Source organism: Flavobacterium sp. GNP001, assembly GCF_054343775.1.
On sequence record NZ_JBTGUX010000001.1, the window covers coordinates 845,381 to 863,058 of the forward strand.

The 17,678-nt window shown below is 34.9% G+C and carries 20 protein-coding genes; 12 read left to right on the forward strand and 8 right to left on the reverse strand.

All coding sequences use genetic code 11. The features are described from left to right. Positions 1 to 11: 11 nt before the first annotated feature. Both rplS and trmD read right to left on the reverse strand, forming a co-directional pair. Positions 12 to 362 (reverse strand): 50S ribosomal protein L19, encoded by a 351-nt coding sequence (rplS, locus tag ACXX8U_RS03520; protein ID WP_210791752.1) that lies wholly within the window; start codon positions 360 to 362, stop codon positions 12 to 14. A gap of 170 nt (positions 363 to 532) precedes the next feature. After that, positions 533 to 1,210 (reverse strand): tRNA (guanosine(37)-N1)-methyltransferase TrmD, encoded by a 678-nt coding sequence (gene trmD, locus ACXX8U_RS03525; RefSeq protein WP_458564631.1) that lies wholly within the window; start codon positions 1,208 to 1,210, stop codon positions 533 to 535. Positions 1,211 to 1,589: 379 nt separating this feature from the next. Between trmD and ACXX8U_RS03530 the strand changes: the two genes are divergently transcribed. From ACXX8U_RS03530 to ACXX8U_RS03550, 5 genes are all read left to right on the forward strand, one after another. Further along, positions 1,590 to 2,303, forward strand: coding sequence for an endonuclease/exonuclease/phosphatase family protein (locus ACXX8U_RS03530; RefSeq protein WP_458564632.1), 714 nt, complete (start codon positions 1,590 to 1,592; stop codon positions 2,301 to 2,303). 60 nt (positions 2,304 to 2,363) lie between these two features. Next, positions 2,364 to 2,765, forward strand: a complete 402-nt coding sequence (locus tag ACXX8U_RS03535; protein ID WP_458564633.1) for a GIY-YIG nuclease family protein — start codon at positions 2,364 to 2,366, stop codon at positions 2,763 to 2,765. A gap of 143 nt (positions 2,766 to 2,908) precedes the next feature. After that, positions 2,909 to 3,271: an iron chaperone gene (locus ACXX8U_RS03540; RefSeq protein ID WP_458564634.1), complete on the forward strand. Its 363-nt coding sequence runs from the start codon at positions 2,909 to 2,911 to the stop codon at positions 3,269 to 3,271. A gap of 153 nt (positions 3,272 to 3,424) precedes the next feature. Next, positions 3,425 to 4,357 carry a peptidylprolyl isomerase gene (locus tag ACXX8U_RS03545; RefSeq protein WP_458564635.1) on the forward strand — a complete coding sequence of 311 codons (933 nt, stop codon included), beginning with the start codon at positions 3,425 to 3,427 and terminating at the stop codon, positions 4,355 to 4,357. A gap of 87 nt (positions 4,358 to 4,444) precedes the next feature. Continuing rightward, on the forward strand, positions 4,445 to 4,795 hold the full coding sequence (locus tag ACXX8U_RS03550; protein WP_458564636.1) for a tRNA-binding protein: 351 nt from the start codon (positions 4,445 to 4,447) through the stop codon (positions 4,793 to 4,795). A 6-nt stretch (positions 4,796 to 4,801) separates the two neighbouring features. Here ACXX8U_RS03550 and ACXX8U_RS03555 read toward each other — a convergent pair whose 3' ends face one another. From ACXX8U_RS03555 to ACXX8U_RS03565, 3 genes are all read right to left on the reverse strand, one after another. After that, the gene (locus tag ACXX8U_RS03555; protein WP_458564637.1) at positions 4,802 to 5,623 is read right to left on the reverse strand and encodes a sulfurtransferase; all 822 of its coding nucleotides are present in this window, start codon (positions 5,621 to 5,623) and stop codon (positions 4,802 to 4,804) included. Between the two features lie 91 nt (positions 5,624 to 5,714). Beyond that, a complete protein-coding gene (locus ACXX8U_RS03560; RefSeq protein WP_166134790.1) occupies positions 5,715 to 6,095 on the reverse strand; it encodes a PUR family DNA/RNA-binding protein in 381 nt (126 codons plus the stop codon). 71 nt (positions 6,096 to 6,166) lie between these two features. Next, entirely contained in the window at positions 6,167 to 7,927 is a 1,761-nt protein-coding gene (locus tag ACXX8U_RS03565; protein WP_458564638.1) for an ABC transporter ATP-binding protein, read from the reverse strand. 203 nt (positions 7,928 to 8,130) lie between these two features. Here ACXX8U_RS03565 and ACXX8U_RS03570 point away from each other — a divergent pair, with 203 nt between their 5' ends. From ACXX8U_RS03570 to yajC, 3 genes are all read left to right on the forward strand, one after another. Then, positions 8,131 to 9,237, forward strand: coding sequence for a Glu/Leu/Phe/Val family dehydrogenase (locus ACXX8U_RS03570; protein ID WP_458564639.1), 1,107 nt, complete (start codon positions 8,131 to 8,133; stop codon positions 9,235 to 9,237). A 178-nt stretch (positions 9,238 to 9,415) separates the two neighbouring features. Continuing rightward, positions 9,416 to 10,327, forward strand: a complete 912-nt coding sequence (gene nusB / locus ACXX8U_RS03575) for a transcription antitermination factor NusB (protein WP_236363446.1) — start codon at positions 9,416 to 9,418, stop codon at positions 10,325 to 10,327. A 26-nt stretch (positions 10,328 to 10,353) separates the two neighbouring features. Next, positions 10,354 to 10,626 carry a preprotein translocase subunit YajC gene (gene yajC / locus ACXX8U_RS03580; protein WP_458564640.1) on the forward strand — a complete coding sequence of 91 codons (273 nt, stop codon included), beginning with the start codon at positions 10,354 to 10,356 and terminating at the stop codon, positions 10,624 to 10,626. 72 nt (positions 10,627 to 10,698) lie between these two features. Here yajC and ACXX8U_RS03585 read toward each other — a convergent pair whose 3' ends face one another. The 3 genes from ACXX8U_RS03585 to ACXX8U_RS03595 form a co-directional block, all read right to left on the reverse strand. Further along, positions 10,699 to 11,190: a hypothetical protein gene (locus ACXX8U_RS03585; protein ID WP_458564641.1), complete on the reverse strand. Its 492-nt coding sequence runs from the start codon at positions 11,188 to 11,190 to the stop codon at positions 10,699 to 10,701. Positions 11,191 to 11,396: 206 nt separating this feature from the next. Further along, a complete protein-coding gene (gene pepT, locus ACXX8U_RS03590) occupies positions 11,397 to 12,635 on the reverse strand; it encodes a peptidase T (protein WP_458564642.1) in 1,239 nt (412 codons plus the stop codon). 157 nt (positions 12,636 to 12,792) lie between these two features. Further along, on the reverse strand, positions 12,793 to 13,311 hold the full coding sequence (locus ACXX8U_RS03595) for a hypothetical protein (protein ID WP_458564643.1): 519 nt from the start codon (positions 13,309 to 13,311) through the stop codon (positions 12,793 to 12,795). Between the two features lie 283 nt (positions 13,312 to 13,594). Between ACXX8U_RS03595 and ACXX8U_RS03600 the strand changes: the two genes are divergently transcribed. The 4 genes from ACXX8U_RS03600 (at position 13,595) to ACXX8U_RS03615 (ending at position 17,563) form a co-directional block, all read left to right on the forward strand. Continuing rightward, entirely contained in the window at positions 13,595 to 14,614 is a 1,020-nt protein-coding gene (locus tag ACXX8U_RS03600) for a quinone-dependent dihydroorotate dehydrogenase (RefSeq protein WP_458564644.1), read from the forward strand. Positions 14,615 to 14,679: 65 nt separating this feature from the next. Beyond that, entirely contained in the window at positions 14,680 to 15,543 is an 864-nt protein-coding gene (locus ACXX8U_RS03605) for a hydroxymethylglutaryl-CoA lyase (protein WP_458564645.1), read from the forward strand. A gap of 83 nt (positions 15,544 to 15,626) precedes the next feature. After that, positions 15,627 to 16,178, forward strand: coding sequence for a hypothetical protein (locus tag ACXX8U_RS03610; protein WP_458564646.1), 552 nt, complete (start codon positions 15,627 to 15,629; stop codon positions 16,176 to 16,178). Next, positions 16,175 to 17,563 (forward strand): DUF5723 family protein, encoded by a 1,389-nt coding sequence (locus ACXX8U_RS03615; protein ID WP_458564647.1) that lies wholly within the window; start codon positions 16,175 to 16,177, stop codon positions 17,561 to 17,563. Before ACXX8U_RS03610 ends, ACXX8U_RS03615 begins: the two co-directional genes overlap by 4 nt. The last annotated feature ends 115 nt before the right edge of the window (positions 17,564 to 17,678 follow it).

Consider the following 17,678-nt stretch of genomic DNA (forward strand, 5'->3'; position numbering starts at 1 on the left):
AAGAGATAAAACTATCTTCTTTTATCTTTAATTTTTGCTTTCTTACCAGTAAGTTCTCTGAAGTAGAAAATTCTAGCTCTACGAACTGCACCTTTTTTGTTGATTTCAATTTTTTGTAATGCAGGTAAGTTCACTGGGAAAATACGCTCTACTCCAATTGCACCAGACATTTTACGGATGGTGAAAGTTTCAGTGTTAGCTGAACCTCTTCTTTGAATAACCACACCTTTAAAGAACTGAGTTCTTGTTTTTTCACCCTCTCTAATTTCGTAGTAAACGGTGATTGTGTCTCCAGCTGCAAAAACTGGGAAATCTTTTCTTGTTACAAACTCGTCTTGAACGAATTTCAATAAATCTGCCATGATTTTATTTTATTATGGTTTAATTTAGGTCAACATTCACGGATCTCGCCAGAGGTTAACTTAATGTGGGTGCAAAAGTAGAAAAAAATGTTTAAAGTTTAAAGTTTTTCTTGTTTAAAGTTCAGCAGTTATTGAATCACAACTTTAAACCTGAATCTTGAAACTAATTTTTACTCTTCCAACAAATCCGGTCTTCTATTTTTAGTTTGCTCATAGGCCATATCTTCGCGCCATTGATCAATTTTGGCAAAGTTACCACTCGTTAAAACTTCAGGCACTTTCCATCCTTTGTAGTCTGCAGGTCGTGTATAAATAGGTCCCGAAAGTAAGCCATCTTGAAAACTATCAGTCAGAGCCGAAGTTTCATCACTCAATACTCCAGGAATCAACCGAATTAAAGCATCCGATAAAACCAAAGCTCCCAATTCACCACCCGATAAAACATAATCGCCGATAGAAATTTCTTTAGTAATAAAATGATCGCGCACACGCTGGTCTACACCTTTGTAGTGCCCACACAAAATAATAATGTTTTCATACAATGACATCGTATTTGCCATTTTCTGGTTGAGCGTTTCACCGTCGGGCGACATGTAAATCACTTCGTCGTAGGTACGTTCGCTTTTTAAGTGCGTAATGCAAGCATCAATAGGTTGCACCGTCATCACCATTCCAGCGCCGCCTCCGTACGGATAATCGTCAACGCTTTTTTGTTTGTTAGTCGTGTAATCGCGCAGGTTATGAAAATGAACCTCCACCAAACCTTTATCAATAGCACGTTTCATAATCGAAGCTTCAAAAGGGCTTCGTAACAACTCAGGCAAAACGGTAACAATATCAATGCGCATAATTTTTCTTAAAAAGGTTCTAAGCGACAAAGATACAAAGTTGCTAAGGTTTTCTAATAATCAAATAGCCAATTGAACCATTAAACTTTTCTTTAGGAGCTTGATCCAGCTATACGTTACAATCTTATACGCCATCCCGAGGTTTCGGGACTGGCGCATAAGGATTTCCACTGCTATCTGGGCTAGGGCGTACGTATTTCAAGATAGTTTTCGGTTGTACAAGTACGAAAACTATTCTTTTTCGCAAAGTGTGTTTACTGCTTTGTAACTAATTATTTATATATTTGGGGAGTTGGATATGATGGCTCTAACTGCTCGTGACTACTGAATATTACATATTTTGGGGTTCTGACTCCTTTTTTTAAAGATAGAATAAATAATGAAAATAGTTACTTGGAATTGTAATGGCGCATTGAGGAATAAATATGAACATCTTTCAGACCTTAATGCTGATCTTTACATTATACAAGAATGTGAAAATCCTGAATTAGCAAAACATCAGCATTATTCTGCTTGGGCAGGAAATTATTTATGGAAAGGTGACAATAAAAACAAAGGGCTTGGGATTTTTGCGAAAAACAATACATCAATCGAAGCGCTGAACTGGAGTGATACCTACAAAGACCATGAAGTAAAGTACTTTTTGCCTTGTCTTGTGAATAATGATTTTCAATTGTTGAGTGTATGGACAAGTCAAAATAAATCACCAAACTTTGGCTACATTGGACAATTATGGAAATATTTAGAGATAAATAAACATAAATTTAATAAAATAGTTGTAGCAGGTGATTTCAATAGCAATTCGATCTGGGATGAATGGGATAGATGGTGGAATCATTCTGATGTGGTGCAGGAATTATCAAAAATGGACGTCAACAGTTTGTATCATAGCCATTTTAATGAGCAACAAGGTAAAGAATCAAAGCCAACTTTTTATCATCAAAAAAATAGAGGAAAACCATATCACATAGACTATATTTTCGCGTCAAAAGCAATTGAAGAGTGCATGAGAAGTATTGAAGTAGCGACTATTGAAAATTGGTTAAAATATAGCGATCACCTGCCAGTAATTTGTGAACTTAATACTTATTAAATAACGAAATTCGGAAAGACAATAAAAATTTTTCTCATTGACGGAGAACCAAATGGACGAATGAGTTGCGAACTTTCCAACTGGTCAGGAAAAGCATATAAAATCCCAAGAATTAAAATTAAGGATTGTTCAGATCGTGATGACTTAAAAAGCACAGGAGTGTATTTACTCTTTGGTAAAGATGATACGGGCAGAGACCAAGTGTATATTGGTGAAGCTGAATCAATTTTAAAAAGGCTCAATCAACAATTGACTCAAAAAGATTTTTGGAACGAAGCAATCGTTTTTATTAGCAAGGATGATCAAATTCGAAATTTAAATTTTCAAAAGAAGAGTTTAGAAAAATGCAAGATGAAAATTATATGTAGAGAGAAATGGAAGGAAAAAAGCGAGCATATAACTTCCACTTCAACGGATCTGGGCAATTGGATTAATGGAGAAATAGTCCTGTATTTGGGATGATTTGCATCGACTGTTCGTAATTGCTCGAGTGGTAAATCCGAAAATAGAGCTTATTTTATGCTTAAACCCGCTGTCGTGCCACAAGATAAATCTTAATTTGGCGTTAGTAACTTCAAACGCCAATATCATCAAGAAATGGAATTATGAAAACTGATTTTCAATCTGTAGACGAATACATAAAATCATTTCCTCAAACGATGCAATTGCTTTTGGAGAATATTCGGTTGACAATTATTAAAAATACGCCAACAGCTGTTGAAAGTATTTCCTACGGAATGCCTGCTTACAAAACATTCGGCAAACCCTTGGTGTATTTTGCGGGATTTAAAAATCATATCGGCTTTTATGCCACACCAACGGGTCACGCAGCATTTGCTGAAGCGTTATCAAAATACAAGCAAGGAAAAGGATCTGTGCAGTTTCCGTTAAAGCAACCAATTCCTTATGATTTGATTGAAAAAATAGTACTCTTTAGGGTTGAGGAAAACGAACAAAAATACAAATAAGAATCGCGCTGCTAGTAATTATACTGCAAATCAAATCTAAACTAAAATTGGCAGCAATCGCGCCTTTTTTTGTTACTTTTTAATCGACAAATCCTCCAATTCCCTTTTTAAATTTATTTTCGTAAATTTGCACTTCAATAAAAATTATAAAAAATGGAAAACGGAATATATGCTAAATTCAACACCACAAAAGGTGCTATTTTAGTAAAACTCACACACGATTTAACGCCGGGAACGGTAGGTAACTTCGTAGGATTAGCAGAAGGGAATTTAGAAAATAAAATTAAACCGCAAGGAGTAAAGTTTTACGATGGTTTAAAATTTCACCGCGTTATTCCTGATTTCATGATTCAAGGTGGTTGCCCGTTAGGAACAGGTACTGGAGATCCGGGTTATAAATTTGATGATGAATTTCACCCAAGTTTAAAGCACAACCGTCCGGGAGTTTTGGCGATGGCCAATTCAGGACCTGGAACAAATGGTTCTCAGTTTTACATCACACACGTAAATACAGATTGGTTGGATAACAAACACACTGTATTTGGTCATGTTGTTGAAGGACAAGATGTTGTTGATGCTGTTGCTCAAGGTGATACACTAGAGTCAATTGAAATTATTCGCGAAGGTGACGAAGCTAAAAATTGGAATCCAATTGAGGCTTTTATTACTTTTAAAGGAGAGCGCAACAAAAGAGACGCAGCATTGAAAGCAGAAGCAGAGGCGGCAATGGAAAAATTAGCAGCTGGATTTGAAAAAACAGCAAGTGGATTACGTTACCAATTCATCCAAAAAGGTGACGGAAAGCAAGCTGAAAACGGAAAAACAGTTTCTGTTCATTACCAAGGTTCATTAGACAATGGTAAAGTTTTTGATTCATCATACCCAAGAAAAAAGCCAATCGATTTTAAATTGGGTCAAGGTCAAGTAATCGAAGGATGGGACGAAGGTATTGCATTATTGCGAGTAGGAGATAAGGCTCGTTTTGTAATTCCATCTGACTTAGGATACGGTCCAAGAGGAGCTGGAGGAGTTATTCCACCAAATGCTACTCTAATTTTTGATGTAGAATTAATGGATGTAAAATAATTGCATCTTTCTAACCTGATAAAGCAACTCCCAAGATGAAAATTTTGGGAGTTTTTTTTTATTATTGAAAGACTAAAACAGTATGAAATGGAAACAGAAAATACAGCTTTAAACTGGAGCGAATTTGAAAGAGTAGAAATGCGTGTAGGCACAATTACCGCAGTAAACGATTTTCCAGAAGCCCGAAAACCGGCTTATCAATTGACAATTGATTTTGGAAGTGATATTGGAATTAAAAAATCATCTGCGCAAATTACGCAACGATACCAAAAAGAAGATTTATTACATCGACAAATTGTTGCTGTTGTAAATTTTCCCAGGAAACAAATTGGGAAGTTTTTTAGCGAATGTTTGGTTTTAGGATCAGTAGGAGCTGAGGGCGATATTGTTTTGCTTGCGCCCGATTTTAAGGTTGAAAATGGATTGCGAATTGGTTAAGTGTTTTTATGCTATTGGTAAATCATTGTTTGAACCCCATTCTGTCCAAGAACCATCATAAACAGCATTGTTTTTTTGTTGAATAAGTTCAAAAGCGAGTAAGGTAATGCAAGCCGTGATTCCGGAGCCGCAACTAAAAATGGCAGGTTTATTAAGTTGAGGTAGCACTTGCTTCAATTCTGGAATTGTTTTGAACTTCCCATTGTTTAGTACGTTTGTGTAAGGAATATTTATTGACTCGCGAATGTGACCCGACCGAAGCCCTTTGCGAGTTTCTTGTACTTTTCCTTCAAATCGATTTGCCTCGCGAGCGTCAATGACAATTTCGGTTTTTGTGTTCAGATTTACAAGTATTTCATCTTTATTACGAACCGCATTCTCGCAGAATTGTGCAGTAAAATCACCAGTGGCAAACCTAGGATTTTTGGTTTTTGCTTGTGTAGGTAAGCCATTTTTAATCCACTCGGGCATCCCGCCGTTTAATACCGCTACTTGTTGTGCTCCCATGATCGAGAACATCCACCAAACTCTGGGACTGAAATAGATTCCTAAACGATCATAAATTACAATCTTACTCGAATTATTGATTCCAAGTGCACGCGCTTCTTTTTCAAAATCATCAGGATGAAGCAGCATGTTGGGCAAGGAGCTGTTCTTTTTACTAAAATTATTTTTGAGATCAAAAAAACGACTGCCTTCAATTTCTATGTCTGTTTGATCATGCTGTAGTTGTGCCTGATTCTCATTGGCCGTAGCATCAAGTAAGATGAGGTCAGGATCGTGCAAATGTTCTAAAAGCCATTCAGTGCTTACTAAAGGTGTTGTCATGAGTCTTTAAAATCAGATTAGTGTAGGAATAAAAAAAGTCCAAAAAAATTGAATTTCTTGGACTTTTTTTGGGTAAGTAAGTAACTGAAAATTAAATATCATCAAAATCTAAATCGGTAAAGTTTGATGTTTGTGGTAATGCATCGTCTTCAAAACGTTCGGTTGCATATTCTTTTTTGAAATCTTTTTGATGTCTTTCTGAAATTACTTCTTCACCTTTATGGTTTAAAACGTAAGAGGTCATTTCTTCTAAAATCTCTGCAAAGGCAGCAAAATCTTCTTTGTACAAGTAGATTTTGTGTTTTTTAAAATGAAAAGAACCGTCTTCTTCAGTAAATTTTTTACTTTCAGTGATGGTAATGTAGTAATCGTCTGCTTTAGTTGCTCTCACATCAAAGAAATAAGTTCTTCTTCCAGCTCTTAAAACTTTAGAAAAAATCTCCTCTTTTTCTAACATGTCATGTTCTCTCATAATCCTTTCAGTCAATTTATGGTTGTTAACTAGCTTCCAAAAATCTATAAAAAATATGGATTATCCAACATTTACAGCATTTCTTTTTCTGAAAGTTGTTTCAAATATAGGTCGGCATAATAGCCTTCTTCATTTATCAATTGATTATGAGAACCTTGTTGAATGATTTGTCCGTTGTCTACAATCAGAATTCTATCGGCATTTTTAGCAGATGAAATACGGTGACTCACAATGATTGTTGTTTTGTCTTTGCAAATTTGAAACAAGTTGTTCAAAATAGTTTCTTCCGTCTCCGTATCTACAGCAGATAAGCAGTCATCAAATAGTAAAATAGGTGGGTTTTTAATGATGGCTCTCGCAATCGATACGCGCTGTTTCTGTCCGCCTGAAAGTGTAATTCCACGCTCGCCCAAAACGGTCTCGTATTGTTTGTTAAAGCCCATAATATTGTCATGCACCACGGCGCTTTTGGCTGCATTTTGTACTTCTTCGTCAGTGGCGTTCTCCTTTCCAAACTTGATGTTGTTTTTGATACTGTCCGAAAATAGGAACGCATCTTGAGGAACTATACCAATACTGTTTCGTAAATCGAATAAGTTGACGGTACTAATTTCATTGCCATCAATAGAAATTGTACCGCTAGTTACATCGTACATTCGTGAAATGAGCGATAAAATGGTCGACTTTCCAGATCCTGTTTTTCCTAATATTGCTAAGGTTTCTCCTTTTTTAACCGTAAAAGAGATGTTATGCAATGCGGTTATATTCGTGTCTTCGTAGGTGTAGCTTACATTGTCAAAAGCAATGGCGCCTTCGATAATTGATTTTTGAGTAGTCTTGTTTTGAATTTCAGGTTCAATTTTTAAAAATTCATTGAGTCGCTTTTGGGATGCTTCTGCTTCTTGCACCATTGACGATACCCAACCTAATGAGGCTACAGGCCAAGTCAGCATGTTCACGTACAAGATAAATTCTGCAATAATACCAATGCTTTTTATTGTTCCATCGATATACATCATCCCGCCGAAATAAATCACGACCAAGTTACTTATGCCGATTAAGGCCAACATTAACGGACCGAATAACGATTGTACTTTGGCTAAGCTCAAACTTTTATTTTTACTTTCGGTAGCTAAATCGACCATATTGGCTTGATGTTGTTCTTCAAGTGAATAAGCTTTTATGACACGTATGCCAGAAAAAATCTCTTGCGAAAAACTAGATACTTTAGAAAGATACTGCTGGAAAATAGTACTTCGAACGTTAATTTCAGAACTTAATTTAAAAATGGCATAGGACAAAATCGGCAACGGTAACAAGGTGTACAATGTTAAAGTTGGCGAAACGTTGTACATGTACACAATCACAATGGCAAACCTAAAAACGGTATTGATGGTGTACATCACTGCTGGGCCCACGTACATACGCACTTTAGAAACGTCCTCGCTTATGCGGTTCATTAAATCGCCAGTTCGGTTTTGTTTGTAAAAATTCTGAGATAAATTTTCATACTGACGGAAAACCTCATTTTTCAAATCAAATTCGATATGCCTAGACATCACAATAAGTGTTTGGCGCATCAAAAAAGTTAAAAATCCAGCTACAATTGTAGTTGCGATGATCATCAGGATATTCGAAACTAGCTCCTCATAAATTACGTCTTTGGATACCGTTGTATCTTTGGCGAAAGCCTCAATCGCTTTAAATGATTGACTGATAAGTTTTGGGGTGTACAACATGAATATTTGGGCAATAATCGTAAAGAGAATTCCCAATAAAAAGCTGTATTTGTATTTGACGAAATATTTATTTAAATAACGTAATTCTTTCATTTTTGTTTAAAATTCTGTGTTGAAATGGATTTTATCTTGTGATAAAATGCTTATTTAGTTGATAGTGTTGCTTATTTTTTAAATCTGTAAAATTGCTGATTTGCTGTTTTTTAAATCAAAATGCATGGTTTTTGTATTATTTGTTTACATTTGAAATGTCTTTTTGACAAATTCATAATTTTATCACTATAAAAACTTACACTATGAATGCAGCTTTCACAACTGGAAAGGAACTTCAAAAAATGGATCCGGTATTTGGTCAATTGTCATTTGATGATCACGAACAAATTGTTTTTTGCAATGACAAAGATACGGGTTTAAAAGCAATTATTGGTATTCATAATTCAGTAATGGGACCAGCTTTGGGCGGTACCAGGATGTTTAATTATGCCAATGAGTGGGATGCCTTGAATGATGTTTTGCGCTTATCAAGAGGAATGACTTTTAAATCAGCAATCACTGGTTTGAATATTGGTGGAGGTAAAGCTGTTATTATCGGTGATGCCAAAACACAAAAAACACCTGAGTTGATGCGTAAATTTGGAGAGTTTGTACATTCATTAAGTGGACGTTATATAACTGCTGAAGATGTAGGAATGGAAACTGCTGATATGGATTTGGTAAGAGATGTTACGCCTTATGTAACTGGTATTTCTGAGTCACGCGGTGGTGCTGGAAATCCTTCACCAATTACAGCTTACGGTGTGTATCTTGGAATGAAAGCAGCTGCTAAGCAACAATTTGGATCTGATGTATTGAGTGGTAAAAAAGTGTTGGTACAAGGAATTGGCCACGTTGGAGAATCACTAGTAGATTATTTATCGAAAGAAGGAGCGATAGTAACTATTGCTGATATCAACGAAGAAAAATTAGCTGAGGTTAGTTCAAAATACCAAGCTCAAATTTATCGTGGCGAAGATGTTTACACTGCCGATGTTGATATTTATGCGCCATGTGCAATGGGAGCAACTATTAACAACGATACGATTTATAAAATCAATGCAAAAGTTATTGCTGGTGCAGCAAACAATCAGTTGGCAGATGAAAATGTTCACGGAGCTATTTTGCAAGAAAGAGGAATTTTATACGCACCTGATTTCTTGATTAATGCGGGCGGAATTATCAATGTTTATGCTGAGTTAGCGCACTATGGTAAAGAAGAAATCATGCGTAAAACAGAAAATATCTACAATACAACTTTAGAGATTTTTGATTTTGCAACAGCAAACAACTTGACTACGCATCATGCTGCATTGACTATTGCACAAAATAGAATCAATCAAAGAAAAATTGAAAATAGTACAAAATAGTTAGTAATTAGTGTTCAGTCTTGGTGATTAGGTTTTACTGAAAACCGAGACTGGACACCGATTACCTCTAAAATAAGCAAGGATAAATTTTATTTTAAAAAAGGAAATACTTATTTTTGCGCCCTAATTAAAAAGTTCTTATCAGGTGGTAAATAGAAGACACATTCGCGTGAAAGTTATGCAATCCATATATGCGATGCATCAAAGCGGTTCAGATAATTTGGAAAAAGAAGAAAAATTCCTTTTTTACAGTATCGATAATATTCAAGATTTATACCTCATAATGCTTTCTTCCTTGATCGAAATATGTAAAACCGAAGCGGTTTATTTGCATAAGTCAAGCTTGAAACATCTTGCAACTCCGGAGGAACGCAAACCAAACGAGAAATTTATTAAAAACAAGATTTTTCAGATTTTAGCTGACAACAATTCCTTAAGTATTGCTCTAGAAAATCGTAAAATCAACAACTGGTCACTTAACGACGATTATATTTTGTTGTTGTTGAATGAGGTAAAAGCGAGCGAGTTGTACGCCAATTACATGCGTAATTCAGTAAACACCTTTGAAGAAGATCGTCAATTTGTAGCGGACCTTTTTGCTGAAGTTATTGTTCCTAATGAAAAATTATACGACTACCTTGAAGATGATAAGTTGACATGGGTAGACGATATTCCTGTAGTGAACACGCAAATTACTAAGCAATTAAAGGCGATTAAGGACGGTGAAGATGATAATTTTAGAGTTCCTAAATTGTTTAAAGATATTGAAGACCGTGATTTTGGTCGCGATTTGTTTCGCAAAACAGTTTTGAATGAGAAAGATTTAGCCAAAGAATATTTGGATAAAACGCCAAATTGGGACAGTGAGCGTATCGCCGAAATTGATACCATCATTTTAAAAATGGCTATTTGCGAATTTTTAAAATTCCCATCAATTCCTGTTAAAGTAACATTGAACGAATATTTAGAAATTGCAAAAGAATATTCTACTCCAAAAAGTAGTATTTTTATCAACGGAATTCTAGATAATTTGGTAAAAGAATTAAATACAAACAAACGAATCGTCAAAGCTGGTCGTGGCTTGATGTAATACAAAAACACAAATACAAAAGCATTATGGAACAATTACAGCAGTTTGCACCTTTTTTATTAATGTTCGTCGTGATCTATTTTTTTATGATTAGACCACAACAAAAAAGAGCTAAAAATGAGAAAGCATTTGAAAGTAGCTTAAAAGTGGGAGATAAAATTATTACCAAAAGCGGCCTTCACGGTAAAGTTTCAGAGTTAGCAGATACTACAGTAATTATTGAAACAATGTCTGGTAAGTTAAAAATGGAGCGTTCCGCAATTTCAATGGAAATGAGCGCAGCTTTATTGAAGAAATAGTAATTACGAACACTAAAAAAAGTCCCAAATTAGAATTTTAATTTGGGACTTTTTTGCGTTTATGAGGAACTCTTATTTTTTGTTCTTTTTATTCTTTTTGTTTTTCTTGGCCTTTTTTGATTTGGCTTTTGCTTTTTTAGCTTTAATTTTTGCTTTCGCTTTGGCTTTTTTTGCTTTCTCTTTTTTTGCCTTCTTTGCTTTTTTAGCTTTGGCTTTAGCTTTTTCTTTGGCGTTCGCCTTTGCTACTTTTTTCTTTTCTTTATCTTTCATTTTTACTTTGTTTTTATCCTTTTCTTTTTTGTCCTTTTTGTCTTTCTTCTCCTTTTTATTCTCTTCGTTCTTTACTTCTTCGATAGGATAATTCGCAGCTTCGTCTTCTGATGCTGGTTTTTCAATATCAGTAGTTTCACTATCAACACTTGGGTTTTCAGCAGTGGTAGCAGTTATTGCTGAAGAAGGCGTTTTTTTTGCTACTGGAGCGCGTCTTGCTCTTGCAGGCTTTGGCGACTCAGGTGTTGGTGTCGATTCTGGTTGGAGGTTTGTTTCGTCTTGTTGTGTTGTCATAGAGTAAGTAGTTTATTACTATTTAGTGTTAATTATATTTCAATGTTAACAAATTGTTATTTTAACGTTAGTAAATATAATGATTATAATCGTTCATCAATGTTAAGTTTTCATGTTGTACGTTTCTTTTTGTCATTTTGATTGATATCAAAAAAAAAGTCTCCAATTAATTTGGAGACTTTAGTATTATGAATTGGATTATGCAGTTATAGTTTTGCTGTCAATTCGGCTATTTTAACAATTACTTCCACTGCTTTTTGCATACTTTCGGCAGGTACGTATTCGTATTTTCCGTGAAAATTATGTCCTCCAGCAAAGATATTCGGGCAAGGCAATCCTTTGTAGGATAATTGAGAGCCATCAGTTCCACCACGAATGGGCTTAATTAATGGTTTAATTTTGAGTTCTTTCATTGCTTTTTCAGCAATGTCAACAATATATTTTACAGGAAGTACTTTTTCCTTCATATTATAATATTGATCTGCGATTTCTGCGATTACAATATCTTCTCCAAATTGCTTGGCAAATTTCTTGTTGATTTTTCGAGCAATTTTTTCAATTAACTCTTTGCGTTTTTCGAATTTTTTCTTGTTGTGATCCCGAATAATAAGTTCTAAAACGGTTTCTTCAATAGTTCCGTTCAAATGATGTACATGAAAAAAACCTTCATAACCTTTGGTTTCTTCTGGTGTTTCACCTTTTGGTAGTTCATTGATAAAATCGTTAGCAATCAACATCGAATTGATCATTTTGCCTTTAGCATAACCAGGATGCACGCTTTTACCTTTGAATGTAATTTTTGCTCCAGCAGCATTAAAATTCTCATATTCAAGTTCGCCCACTTGGCTACCATCCATGGTGTAGGCCCAGTCTGCGCCAAATTTTTCAACATCAAAATGATGCGCACCACGACCAATTTCTTCATCTGGTGTAAATCCTACTTTGATGGTTCCGTGTTTGATTTCTGGATTTTGAATTAAAAACTCCATTGCAGATACAATCTCTGTAATTCCTGCTTTGTCATCAGCACCTAATAAAGTCGTTCCATCAGTGGTAATTAATGTTTGTCCTTTGTATTGCAACAAATCTTTGAAATAACTTGGCGACAAAATGATGTTTTTTTCGGCATTTAATACAATGTCTTTTCCGTCATAATTAGGTATAATTTGAGGTTTTACATTGGCGCCAGAAAAATCAGGCGAGGTATCAAAATGCGAAATAAACCCGATTGTAGGCACATGATGCGAAACGTTGCTTGGCAATGTTGCCATGATGTAAGCCTTATCATCAATGGTCACGTCTTGCATGCCAATTGATTTTAATTCTTCGACTAATTTGTTGGCTAAATCCCATTGTTTTGGGGTACTTGGTGTAGTAGGTGAGCTCGCATCAGACTCTGTATCTATAATAACGTAACTGATGAAACGGTCTATTATATGTTGCATTTTTGTTGGTTTTTGTGCAAATATAATCTTTTTTTTATGAGGATTTGTAGTCTTTCAGTAGCAAAAAAATATCTTTTATAATGTTCTCTAAGCTGTTTTTAAAAGTGAATTAAGGATATACAAATCAATATAAAACCACCCCGAAGGTGGCTTTATATTAAGATCTTAGTTTGCTAAGTTTTTCTTCGGCTTTAACAAGTTTGGCCTGCAAGTCGTTAATTTTTATTTGCTGTTTACTTATTTTAATATTTTCCTTTTCTACTTGAGTAGAATCTAAATTATTACGCGATTTCTTTTTTTCTAATTTTTCAGTTTTCGAAATTAAATCTTTTTCAGCTTTTACAATTCGAGTTTTGATTTTATTCACTGATTTCTCAGCAGCTACAATACGATTTTGTTTTCTTTCAAACTGCTTTTTTTCTTTCTCAAATCGTTTTTGCTCTTTTTCTTCTTTTTTAGCTTCGCGTAAAGCTGCTTTTTCTTCTTTAAGTTGTTTTTTTAACTCTTTAGCTTCTACTCGTATTGCTTTTTCAGTTGCTGCAGTAGCTTTTTTAATACTGTCATTCGTTGCTAGAATGGTTGCTTTTGAAGGAATACTATCCGTTTTAACTTCTTGAGCAAAAAATAATTGAATACTAAACAGTAGTACTAAAGTGGTTATGATTTTAATTTTCATGGTGTTTATTTTTAAATTTATTAAACAATTGCATCTTATTTTTAAGATACTTCCTTATAAATACCCATAACTATGCCATTTTTGGCACATGTCATGTTCTTTAACCACTAATTTAGATATTTTTTTGTTTCTATTTGTTTTTCAGAAAGTTATTACTGCAGTTAAGAAAATTACTTATGGCTAAAACAAGTTATTCTAACCATTTCCTTGTGTATTTTTTTGCATAGATGGGTAATAATCGGTCAGATAATTCTATTTTTGTGACCACACAACTACTTTATTTATGTACAAAATTATCATTCGTCCAATACTTTTTTGCTTTGATCCAGAACAAGTTCATTATTTTACTTTTTCTGCTATTCGTTTTTTATCGAAAATCCCAGCTATGCCATGGTTTTTTAAACAATTGTATGGGGTAGAGGATAAACGTCTCGAAAGAGAAGTTTTTGGTCTTAAGTTTAAAAACCCTGTTGGTCTTGCTGCAGGATTTGATAAAGATTCCAAATTGTACAAAGAGTTGTCGCATTTTGGATTTGGCTTTATCGAAATTGGAACCCTAACGCCTAAAGCGCAAGATGGTAATCCTAAAAAAAGATTGTTTCGTTTAAAAGAAGATTCAGCAATTATTAATCGAATGGGGTTTAATAATGGTGGAGTTGACGCTGCTGTGTTGCGATTGCAACGCAACAATGGAGTTTTAATTGGTGGAAACATTGGTAAAAATAAATTAACGCCCAATGAAGAGGCAACTTCAGATTATGAGTATTGTTTTGCTGCACTTTATGACCATGTAGATTATTTTGTAGTAAATGTGAGCTCACCAAATACGCCCAATCTAAGAGCCTTACAGGACAAAGAGCCTCTTACGGCGCTGTTGCAAACGCTTCAAAATCAAAATAAGGCTATGCCCAAGCAGAAACCAATTCTATTGAAAATAGCACCAGATTTAACTGATGAGCAGCTTTTAGACATTATTGATATTGTTGCCGAGACTCAAATAGCGGGAGTAATTGCAACAAATACCACTATTTCTAGAGAAGGATTACAATCTGAAAATCAATCTGAAATGGGAGGTTTGTCAGGTAAGCCATTAACCAAAAGAGCGACTGAAGTGATTCGGTTTTTAAGTGAAAAGAGTAACAAAGCATTTCCTATCATTGGAGTAGGAGGTATTCACACTGTTGAAGATGCCATAGAAAAACTGGAAGCAGGTGCCAGTTTATTGCAATTGTACACTGGCTTTATTTATGAAGGTCCTGCTTTAATCAAAGCCATAAATAAGCAGCTTCTTAAAAATAATTAAGTTTAAAAAATCGGGTAGCAGTTTCGTTTTTTAATCCTAATTGTTTTTTTTATCTTTGATTTTCTATGGAACCAATAAAAATTATAGAATGTCCGCGTGATGCCATGCAAGGCATTAAGCCCTTTATACCAACCGAAAAAAAAGTAAGTTATTTACAAGCACTACTACGTGTTGGATTTGACAGCATTGATTTTGGTAGTTTCGTTTCAGCCAAAGCGATTCCTCAAATGCAAGATACTGCCGAAGTTTTGGCTCAATTGGATTTATCACAAACCAAAAGCAAACTATTGGCTATTATTGCGAATACTCAGGGTGCAAGTATAGCAGCAACTCATTCTGAAATTCAATATTTAGGATTTCCATTTTCCATTTCTGAAAATTTTCAGATGCGCAATACCCACAAGACTATTGCTGAATCTTTGATTACTTTAAACGAAATTTTAAATATTGCTGATCAATCGAATAAAGAGGTGGTAGCTTATCTATCTATGGGGTTTGGAAATCCGTATGGTGATCCTTGGAATGTTGAAATTGTAGGCGAGTGGACTCAAAAATTAGCTTCGATGGGAGTAAAAATTTTGTCGCTTTCTGATACTGTAGGTAGTTCAACTCCTGATGTGATTTCGTATTTGTTTTCGGAACTCATACCGCAATATCCAGAAATAGAGTTTGGAGCACATTTGCACACCACTCCAGATAAATGGTTCGAAAAAATTGATGCAGCTTACAAAGCAGGATGTCGCCGTTTTGACGGTGCGATTCAAGGGTTTGGCGGCTGCCCGATGGCAACAGATCAATTGACGGGGAATATGCCAACTGAGAAACTCTTATCTTATTTCACGGCTCAAAAAGAATATTCTGGCATGAGTCCGATGAGTTTTGAGAGTGCTTACAATGAAGCATCGAAGTTATTTGGAGAGTACCATTAACACAACCATTTGTGGTTTTTACAATAAGCGTGTTGATGCTACGTTACTAAAATATATTGTACCTTTTTTATTCAGACTCGATTATGAAAATTTGTAGCTTGCAGCGTTTTGTGTTTTTGCTCTTTATCGGGATTTGTTCCTTCTCGTGTGCTAGTGATCTTGATTTTGATCAAGTTAATGATATTAAAATTGAGCCCGTTGTTGTAGCAAATTTGGCATACTTCAATATTGCTGCACCTGATTTCATTCGTAACGGACAAGAGCAAACCGTATTGTCGGATATTCCAACTGTTGATTTTTTTAACGATAAGTTTTTTAGAGAAAGACTCAAGAAAGCTGAAATTTTTATTGAGTTAGAAAATACAATTGCTCGAAATTATGTTATTGATGTTGTTTTTTTAGATGTAAATAATCAAGCAGTTTACAGTGCAAATTTTAATATTCCAGCCTACACTGGTAGTACTAATAAAGTAAGTCGCACCGAAATTTTTGAAAATGCGCAGCTAGATTTACTAAAAAGAACCCGCAGAATTGGTTTTCGAGTTCAAATGTTGGCAGGACCGGCACTTACAACCTCAAGTCCAGGGAATTTAATATTGCGTTCAAGTGCCACTACTTATTTAGTTGTCGAATGAAAAAGATAGTAACTTTCCTTTTGTTAATTTCGGTCGTTTCGTGGTCTCAAAATAAGCAAATACTATACAATTTTGCAGCAATTCCGCAGTCTGCAATGTATAATCCAGGAGCTGATGTTTCGTATAAATGGTATGCGGGGATTCCGTTTTTATCTGGAGTTTCGGCAAATTTCGGCTCCACTGGATTTTCTGCGTATGATCTTTTAGCTGATAATGGTGTCGATTTCAATACCAAATTAAGAAATGTTATCTTTTCTACTACAGCAAAAGATAGAATGGCAATCAATGAACAATTAGAAATCTTAAGCGGTGGTTTTAAATTAAAATCCTCTTTGGGAGACGAGACTGATTCCTATCTTTCATTTGGTTTGTATCAAGAATTTGATTTTTTGACTTATGTCCCAAAAGATCCACTTATTTTGGCTTTGGAGGGCAATCAAAATTACATCGGTAAAGTATTTGATTTAAGTGATATTAGCATGAAAGCAGAGTTACTTTCAGTTTTTCATGTGGGCTATCAAACCAAACTAAATTCTAATTTTATTGTTGGAGCTCGAGCAAAGATTTATTCGAGTATTTACAACGCTAGTAGTACCAATAATAGTGGATACATTTACACGATTCCTTCCTCAGACGCAGTGTATGAGCAGCAAATTTACTCGCAATTGCAATTAAACACATCCGGTTTAGCCAGTTATTTTGATTCAAATAATGAAGTTGATGTTCAAAAAGATGTTACCAAAAGAACATTGCTAGGAGGTAATTTGGGCTTAGGTTTTGATTTAGGATTCACCTATTATCCTAAAGAAAATGTTCAAATTACAGGAAGTATAATTGATGTTGGTTTTATTAAACACAGCAAAGATGTAGAAAGTTATACCTTAAATGGAACTTATGCATACAAAGGTGTTGTCCCTAATTTTAACCAGCAAAACGACCCGGGAACTGTTTTTCAAGATTTTAAAGATGCCATTCCTTTAGACACTTTAAATGTAAAATACACCACTTGGCGTCCTGCAAAATTTAATACTTCCGTTCAATATTCATTTGATGAGGAACGCTCTGATGAATGTAACTGCTCAGATGGCAATGGAAAACCAACCTACAAAAGCGCTTTTGGAGCTCAATTTTTTATGATGACTTTGCCAAAAACTCCCATGATGGCACTGACGGCTTATTACCAACGTAAAATTTTAAAAGGTTTTCACGCCAAAGCAACTTATACGTTAGACTCGTATTCTTATTCTAATTTAGGTTTAGGAATTGCAACGCAAGCAGGTCCTGTAAATTTTTATATTCTCGCGGATAACTTATTAGAATATCGGGATGTAACCAAAGCAAACAGTCTTGGTTTTCAGTTTGGTCTCAATGTTTTGGTGCGATAGTTGTCCTTATAACTACTGTTTAGATGAAATTCGACTTTATCGTTGAATAAATGTGCAGGTATTATTTTGAGCATGTTTCAGCTAAAAATCAATTCTTTTCTACCAGCGGCAAGCG